Raw genomic sequence first — 7,864 nt, forward strand, 5'->3', positions numbered from 1 at the left:
TTTTTTACTACTGGCGGAGAGGGTGGGATTCGCCTACATCCCGCAGGCCGCCCCGGCGCCTGCAGGCGCCGGGCTTCGAATCCCACGCGTGAGCCGCGCAGGCGGCTCACTCCTCTCCGAGGAAAGAAAAAAGGCTCCCGTCGGGAGCCTTTTTTGTACTACTGGCGGAGAGGGTGGGATTCGAACCCACGGTACGGTCACCCGTACGCCTGATTTCGAGTCAGGTACATTCGACCACTCTGCCACCTCTCCTGATTCGGTCGATTCTTGCTGTGAGCTGCAAGAGGCTGCCATTATAGCGGCATATTCGAAAAATGGAAGGGCGAATTGCAGCAAGCTGCGATTTCCCTCCCCTTCTTCGCGTCAGGCCGCCGGCGCCAGGCGCTCCAGGCCGCCCATGTAGGGACGCAGCACTTCCGGGATCACCACGCTGCCGTCGGCCTGCTGGTAGTTCTCCAGCACCGCGACCAGGGTGCGGCCCACGGCCAGGCCCGAGCCGTTCAGGGTGTGCAGCAGTTCCGGCTTGCCCTGGGCATTGCGGAAGCGGGCCTGCATGCGGCGCGCCTGGAAGGCTTCGCAGTTCGACAGCGAGGAGATCTCGCGGTAGGTGTTCTGCGCCGGCAGCCAGACTTCGAGGTCATAGGTCTTGGCGGCCGAGAAGCCCATGTCGCCGGTGCACAGCGACATCACGCGGTACGGCAGGCCCAGCGAGGTCAGGATGAACTCGGCCTGGCCGACCATCTCTTCCAGCGCCGCATACGACTGCTCCGGATGCACCACCTGGACCAGCTCGACCTTGTCGAACTGGTGCTGGCGGATCATGCCGCGGGTGTCGCGGCCATAGCTGCCCGCTTCCGAACGGAAGCATGGCGTATGGGCGGTCATCTTGATCGGCAGCTCGTCGCCGGCGACGATCTCGTCGCGCACCACGTTGGTCAGCGATACTTCCGAAGTCGGAATCAGGTAGAAGTGCTCGCCCTCGCCCTCATGGCCGCCCTTCTTCACCGAGAACAGGTCGGCTTCGAATTTCGGCAGCTGGCCGGTGCCGCGCAGCGAATCGGCGTTGACCATGTAAGGGGTGTAGCACTCGGTGTAGCCGTGCTTGCCGGTGTGGGTGTCCAGCATGTACTGGGCCAGCGCGCGGTGCAGGCGCGCCATGCCGCCTTTCATCATCGAGAAGCGCGAACCGGTGAGCTTGGTCGCGGTATCGAAGTCCAGGCCGAGACGCTCGCCGATGTCGACGTGGTCCCTGACCTCGAAGTCGAAGTCGCGCGGGGTGCCGATCTTGCGCACTTCGACGTTGCCGGTTTCGTCCGTTCCCTGCGGGGTGCTCTCGTGGGGCAGGTTCGGCACCGCTTCGATGAAGCGCGCCATGTTCGCCTGCACCTCGCCGAGGGCCACTTCGTTGGCCTTGAGCTCATCGCCCAGCCCGGCCACTTCCGCCATCGCGGCCGTCGTGTCTTCGCCTTTGCCCTTGAGCATACCGATCTGCTTCGACAGCGAATTACGCTTGCCCTGCAGTTCCTCGGTGCGCGTCTGGATCGCCTTGCGTTCGGCTTCGAGGGCGCTGAATGCGGCCACATCGAGCTGGAACTTGCGCGTCGCCAGGCGCGCGGCGACGGTGTCGATATCTTTGCGAAGAAGTTGGATGTCTATCATGTCGGGTTGGACTTGCGTGTGTCGAAACCACAATTGTACCAAGCCGACAGCCTTTGTCAGCGAGATTCGGCAACCGCGTTGCCGGGCGCCCCGCCCGCCCTGGCCACCATCAGCTTTGGGCTGCTTTTTCGGCGGCGCTCAGGCGCGGGGCGCTGATCACGATCGTCTGCACGTGCGATTGTTCCAGGGCCGGGAACGAGGTCTCGACAATCTCGACCGGACGCTCGTTGGCGGTGGCGTAGCTGGCGACCAGGCCCAGGGTGGCGGCGGCGACGAACAGGGCTTCGAAGTTTTTACGGATGTTCATGGTGTTCTCCTTCAGGGGGTAGAAGTGATTCGGTATGGTGGTACTGTACCCACCGCCCCCTCGGGTCGCCATCGGCTTGCGATGAAGCGTGAAAAAGATGGAGCAGAATGCGCAAAACGCGGACCGACCGGATATAGGCGGCGGATCAGGCGATCAAGCGCGACGAAGCGGCGCCCCGCTCCGCCGCATCAGGCCGCATGGCTAGCCATGCAACGACGAGCAACGCCGCCCCCGCTTGTCAGGCGCGCCAGCAGCGACTCCCACCTGACGGGATAGGTTCCTAATGTGGGGCGTCATCGCGAACAGGAAGAACAGCCAGGCCGGCGTTTCATAGAAGAACATCTTCTCGTTGACGGGAATGAGGATCAGCAGCAGCGCGAGCACGGGGCCATTCGCCAGTACCATCCGGCCCAGCATCACGGCGAACGCCAGCGTGACGATCAGGCCGCCGCGGGTCAGCAGGTTGAACACCATCCCGATGTCCTGGTAATGGCAGCGCACGCAGGGATCGGCGCCGAAGCCCACGCCGATCAGCTTTTCTTCCAGGCTCATCGCCATCCAGATGTGCACGCCCTCGATCCGGTGCGACAGGCTGCCATCGTCGCGTTCGAAGAAGCGCTCTTCCAGGTGCGCCATGACACCGGAAACATGCATGTACACGAGCACCGCCGCGATCAGAACCACCAGATGGATCGCGCGCACCCTGGAGCGCCACAGGTAGCCGAGCAGCACGATCAGCACCGGCACGAAGTAGATCGACGAGCCGGAGTTGGTCACGAATACCGACATCACGGCCATGAAGCACATCAGCAGGAAGCGCACGCTGAAGGCCGAGGACAGCATCAGGATCGCCGCCAGGCAACCGATGTAGTTGGCGTAGGTGCCCGGTTCCACCTGCAGCCCCGGGAAGCGTGCGATGTTCAGGAAATCCTCGATGAAGCGGCTGTCGGAGCCGAAGATCATCTTGTGGAAATCGACGATCGGCCCGCCGATGAGGTGGAACAGCAGGGCCTGCAGGGTGATCACGGCGGCATTGACCAGGAGCAGCCAGGACAGTGCGGAGACGAACTCCTCGCGCCACGTGAAACTGGCCTCGTAGAGGAATACCGCCAGGGCCAGGTTCAGGACCACCAGCAGGACGAAATGGAAGGGCACCGGGTCGACCACCAGCGCATGGAAGGCCACCATGGCGAGCGCGACCAGCACCAGCTGCGATTCGACCCGCACGCGCATCCGGGTGAGGATGAACAGGGGAAGCAGCGCCAGCACCGAGGCGCCCGCCGCGAAGTATTTCGGAAACATCGACGGGTTGGGACCGCCCTGTTCGAACGGGGTGAACAGGAGGAACAGCGCGGCCAGCAAGGCCAGGAACGCGAGTCTGCTTCCTGGCCGCCGTCGTCGGAGATCGCGCATGGAGGCTCGCCGCAAGCATGGGCTGCCTCAACCGGCAGCCGGGTCCTCGTGGCGTGGCGCCGCGAAGGCGACCGCATCGGACAGCTCGGCCGCCGCCCTCCCCCGTTCGTGGCCGGCCAGGCGGAGGCCGAAGCGCGCATAGTTCGTCGCGGCGTTGAAGTGCTCGCTCCAGTACCAGCGCGCCGCGCGGCGCACCATGAGGGACGTGGCGCGGTCGTTGAAGCGCAGTAGCGCTGCCGCGATCGTGGCCGGGTCGGCATCGGCGGGCAGCAGCACGCCGGTGCCGGCATTGGCGATCTCGGCGCTGCCGCCGACATCGGTGGCGACCAGCGGAATGCCAGCCGAGCTCGCCTCCATCAGGCTGACCGGGATGCCTTCGCTGTCGCTGACGTTCAGGATCAGGTCGAAGGGCTCGTCGCGGTACAGGGCCATCACCCCGGCATGCGCGAGGTAGCCCTTGAAGATGACTTGCGCCCGCTCCCCGAGGCGGCTGGCGGCATGGGCGCGCACCTCGTCCAGCAGCGGGCCGTCGCCCACATGGGTCCAGCGCACCTGCAAGTCCGGGTTCGAGGCCAGCAGGTGGGCGATGGCGTCGACGATCAGGGACAGGCGCTTGCTCCTGATGACGAAGGAGCAGGAGACGATCGACAGCGGCCCGCCCTGCGGCTGCGCGTTCAGGAAGCCCGGCTCGTCGACGCCGAGCCGGGCGAGGTGGAACTTCGCGGCCAGGGCGGGAAAGCATGCGCCCAGGTAGCGGCTGCCGTGCTCGGAGATGCAGTAGATGTCGTCGATGCCGGCGACGATCCCGCGCCGCAGCCCGGCATACCCGCCCGGCCTGGTCTCGAGATAGAGGTCGCCGCGATGGGCGCGGCACACGATATGGGTTGCCGCACCCGTCGCCTTGCGGAACTGGAGCGCGCCCATGATCTCGGGCACCAGCCAGTAGAAATAGATGACGTCGAAGGGTTCTTTTCCCTGTCGCGCCTGGTCCGCCAGGAAGCGCTCGAACATGCGCGCCCGGTACACTGCGCGGACCAGCTCCTTGATGTTGTCCAGCTTGCGGCCGCGGGCAAGGAGGAAGGCAAGGTCGTCGGCCCAGCGGTATTTGACCAGCCCCAGCAGCAAGGAAGCGATCGCGCGCGGCCAGCGCAGCAGGCCCCAGCGCGTGTCCGCATAGCCGCGATTGACCGGAAGGCGCTCCGGGCGCGGCTGGGTGTCCGGGTCGTAGAAGCCCGGCGCCAGCTCGATGTGATCGAAGCAGCGGGCGACATGCTCGAGCTCGGCCGCGATGAATGCTTCACCCTGCCCGTACGGATACAGCGAGGTAAGCACCAGCATTCTCTTCGCCTTCATCCTGCACTCCCTTCGATTCCGGGTTCCGCCTGGCGCCGTGCGCCGGCCTGGGCAATGCGCGCGGCCATGATGCGCCGGTACATGCACACCGTGTAGCCGGCCGTCGCCGTGAACGCCACGCTGGACGCCAGGGCCGCGCCCTGCATCCCCAGGACCGGGATCGCCAGCAGGCAGCCGATGCCGTTGAGCGCGAGCGACAGCAGGGCTCCCAGGATGTTCACCCGCTGGCAGCCCATGCCTGCCAGGGAATTGGCGACGATGTTCATGTAGCTCCAGGTAATGATGCCCGGCAGCAGGATGATGAAGGGGAGCACGGAGCCGGCGTAGGCGCGCCCGAACACCCAGGGAATCGCGACCAGCGACAGCAAACCGGCCAGCAGCCCCACAAGCAGCGTGATCCGGAAGACGGAGCGGGCGATCCTGCCCACCATGGCCTGCAGGGCCGCGGGGGTGCTGTTGTGCGCGGCCGATTCGGGGAACACCACGACCGAGGCGGCGCTGGCGATCAGCCACAGCACTTCGGCGAGCTGGACCGACAGTGCATACTGGCCCGCCGAGGCCGGATCGAGCAGGAAGCTCACCAGGTACAGCGCCACCCGGTAGTTCAGGAAGGTGATCACATTGCTCAGGTGGGCGCGCAGCCCGAACGCGACCGCCTTGCCGGGCTTCAGCGCGGGTGCGCCGGCGGCCGGGGTGTAGCGCCGCACGCGGAGCTCGCCGGCCAGCCACAGCGCCGCCTGGCTCAGGATGTGGCAGCCCAGCACCGAGACGACGCTGACCGCCTGCGCGGCACCCAGCGCGACCACGCCCGCGCAGAAGCTCAGCGGCTGGATCAGCGCGGTCTTGTTATAGCTGGGATAGTCGCGCGCGCCCTGGATCAGCGCCACGGTCCAGGCCGCAAGCAGCATCATGGGAAACAGGATGCTGGCGTACAGCGCCGTGGACTTGGCCGTGCCGGGCAGGTAGCGCCCGGTGACCGCCTCGCCCGTCAGGCCCAGTCCCAGCGCGGCCAGGCCCCACAAGGCGAGCGCCAGGCGCCAGTTCATGCGGCGCATGGCCGCTGGACTGCCGAGCCCGCTGCTCATGTGGTAGACATGGCTGGGGGCGAGGCCCAGGTTGAGGACGGCGTACAGGGTCTGCGGCAGCAGCAGCGCGGTCGCCAGCAGGCCGTTGTCGTGCGGGCCGAGCTGGCGCGTCGTAATCCACAGCGCGACGAAATACAGGCTGCTCGACACGATCTGGCGCAGCAGGGTCGAGCCGATGGCGGCGGACAGGTCGAACCTGGCATCGGGCGTGCGGCCGAGGGAAAGCAGGTTTTTCATTTGGTTCAGCATGTTGCCCGTCTATCCTGTTCGGGTCGCGTCAGGTGATTATCCGTGCCCTCCCGACGCGTGGAACTGAGGAATATCAAGCGGCCAGGCGAAGAAACGAGTTGCCGAAATTAAACCTTCCAGACAGGAGCGAGGACTTTGGAGGAAGCGCAACATGCCCTGCGGCAGGATGGGATAAGGTCGGCTGCCCGGCTTGCCGTCACGCCAACTTGCCCGCCTGCGAGAAACCATGAACCTGCGCCCCCTGGCCTGCCTGCCGCTTCCGCTCGCCTTCGCCGCCATCATCTGCGCCTGCGCCCTGATGCAGGCCGACGAACTGCCGCAGCGGGCGCTGTACGTCGCTCCCGGAGGCGACGACGCCAACCCGGGCACCAGGCGCGCGCCGCTGCGCACGATCGGGGCCGCGGCCCGGGCCGCCAGCGCCGGCATCACGGTGCTGGTCGCGCCCGGCACCTATCCCGAGAACATCAAGTCCACCGCGAGCGGCAATGCCGCGGCGCGGATCCGCTATGTCTCGGCCGTGAAATGGGGCGCGAAAATCGTCGGCAGCGGCACCGAGGCGGCGTGGGAGAACCATGGCAGCCACGTCGAGATCTTCGGTTTCGACGTCAGCGGCAGCGGCCGCGCCGGCCTCCTCAACCATGGGTCCTGGGTGCGCATGGCGGGTAACCGCGTACATGACCTGGCGCTGTCCGGCGGCTGTACCGGCAGCGGCGGCGGCGGCATCGTCAATGCCAACTACCAGGCCTCGGACGGCGAGATCAGCGGCAATGTCGTCCACGATATCGGGGCGCCCGGCGCCTGCCCGGGGGTACAGGGTATTTATTACGCCAACCTGCGCGGCAGGATCCATAACAATATCGTCTACCGGGTTTCGGCCTGGGGTATTCACCTGTGGCACGCGGCCGACCAGGTCGTCATCGCCAATAACACGGTGTTCTCGAACGGTTCCGACAAGATCGGGGGCGGCATCGTGATCGGCACCGGCGATCGTCCCGGGGGCGTGGTGCTGAGCAATACCCAGGTCATCAATAATATCGTCGTCCACCATCCGCGCGCATCGATCCGGCAATACTGCTATCCGGGCGAAGCCTGCATTGGCGACGGCAATCTCGTGGCGAACAATGTGGTGTACGGAAATGGCGCGAACATCGAAATGCTGGTGGGAAAGGATACCGGCACCATTAGCGCCGATCCGCTGTTCCTGCATTTCCGTCCGGACGGCAAAGGCGATTACCGGCTGCAGCCTGGATCGCCGGCGCTGAAACGCGGACTGGCAGAGGCCGCGCCAGCGACCGATATCGACGGCGCGCGCCGCCCGCGCGGCGCGGCAGTCGATATCGGCGCCTACCAGGAACGCTGAAGCGGCTTTCGGCATCCTCGCCTTTGCGCCACTCCTGTCAACGTTATTTTTTTCTTATCGATTAATCCAGTGACGTACTCGCCTTAATTCCTCCGCTCTACCGCCCAGCCCCACGCTTTTATCATTTCTTCACAACCTATTTCGGTGAAGAAATTTCCTTGGGAAGTACTGATTTAATCGTCTGCCAATCTGCTGAGCTGTCACAATAGCGCATCCAATTTCCGAGTAAATCGATGACGCAGATGAGCTTTTCCGATGTCGAGTACGCCAGCAAGAAGAAGCTGACTCGACGCGACCGTTTCCTTGCAGAGATCGAGGCTGCAACGCCGTGGCCAACTCTGGTTGCGGCGCTGCTGCCGTACTATCCGAAAGGCGATGGTCGTGGCCGGCCGCCGGTCGGTCTTGAGCGCATGCTGCGCATGTACATTGCCCAGCAAT

The 7,864-nt window shown here is 65.3% G+C and carries 7 protein-coding genes and 1 tRNA gene; 2 read left to right on the plus strand and 6 right to left on the minus strand.

Annotation, left to right across the window (positions count from 1 at the left end):
- Positions 1–162: 162 nt before the first annotated feature.
- From H162_RS0129150 to H162_RS0129175, 6 genes are all read right to left on the minus strand, one after another.
- Positions 163–252 (minus strand) — tRNA-Ser (locus tag H162_RS0129150).
- Positions 253–363: 111 nt separating this feature from the next.
- The gene (serS, locus tag H162_RS0129155; protein ID WP_020657007.1) at positions 364–1,659 is read right to left on the minus strand and encodes a serine--tRNA ligase; all 1,296 of its coding nucleotides are present in this window, start codon (positions 1,657–1,659) and stop codon (positions 364–366) included.
- Positions 1,660–1,768: 109 nt separating this feature from the next.
- Positions 1,769–1,966: a hypothetical protein gene (locus H162_RS0129160; protein WP_020657008.1), complete on the minus strand. Its 198-nt coding sequence runs from the start codon at positions 1,964–1,966 to the stop codon at positions 1,769–1,771.
- 201 nt (positions 1,967–2,167) lie between these two features.
- Complete coding sequence (locus tag H162_RS0129165; RefSeq protein ID WP_156885874.1) at positions 2,168–3,379, minus strand: hypothetical protein; 1,212 nt, start codon at positions 3,377–3,379, stop codon at positions 2,168–2,170.
- Positions 3,380–3,406: 27 nt separating this feature from the next.
- Complete coding sequence (locus tag H162_RS32980; protein ID WP_020657010.1) at positions 3,407–4,717, minus strand: glycosyltransferase; 1,311 nt, start codon at positions 4,715–4,717, stop codon at positions 3,407–3,409.
- 11 nt (positions 4,718–4,728) lie between these two features.
- A complete protein-coding gene (locus H162_RS0129175) occupies positions 4,729–6,054 on the minus strand; it encodes a lipopolysaccharide biosynthesis protein (protein WP_169444601.1) in 1,326 nt (441 codons plus the stop codon).
- Positions 6,055–6,292: 238 nt separating this feature from the next.
- Between H162_RS0129175 and H162_RS32350 the strand changes: the two genes are divergently transcribed.
- Both H162_RS32350 and H162_RS0129185 read left to right on the plus strand, forming a co-directional pair.
- On the plus strand, positions 6,293–7,426 hold the full coding sequence (locus H162_RS32350) for a right-handed parallel beta-helix repeat-containing protein (RefSeq protein ID WP_020657012.1): 1,134 nt from the start codon (positions 6,293–6,295) through the stop codon (positions 7,424–7,426).
- Between the two features lie 233 nt (positions 7,427–7,659).
- Positions 7,660–7,864: transposase (locus tag H162_RS0129185; protein ID WP_020657013.1), on the plus strand; the 205-nt coding region annotated here is incomplete at its 3' end.

It is taken from the genome of Massilia niastensis DSM 21313, assembly GCF_000382345.1.
Classification (GTDB): domain Bacteria; phylum Pseudomonadota; class Gammaproteobacteria; order Burkholderiales; family Burkholderiaceae_D; genus Telluria; species Telluria niastensis.

What these genes read in the sequence shown, in the direction of transcription:
- serS (WP_020657007.1), bottom strand. Translation starts at nt 1,659, where the DNA reads ATGATAGACATCCAACTTCTTCGCAAAGATATCGACACCGTCGCCGCG.
- H162_RS32350 (WP_020657012.1), top strand. Translation starts at nt 6,293, where the DNA reads ATGAACCTGCGCCCCCTGGCCTGCCTGCCGCTTCCGCTCGCCTTCGCC.
- H162_RS32980 (WP_020657010.1), bottom strand. Translation starts at nt 4,717, where the DNA reads ATGCTGGTGCTTACCTCGCTGTATCCGTACGGGCAGGGTGAAGCATTC.
- H162_RS0129175 (WP_169444601.1), bottom strand. Translation starts at nt 6,054, where the DNA reads ATGAAAAACCTGCTTTCCCTCGGCCGCACGCCCGATGCCAGGTTCGAC.
- H162_RS0129160 (WP_020657008.1), bottom strand. Translation starts at nt 1,966, where the DNA reads ATGAACATCCGTAAAAACTTCGAAGCCCTGTTCGTCGCCGCCGCCACC.
- H162_RS0129165 (WP_156885874.1), bottom strand. Translation starts at nt 3,379, where the DNA reads ATGCGCGATCTCCGACGACGGCGGCCAGGAAGCAGACTCGCGTTCCTG.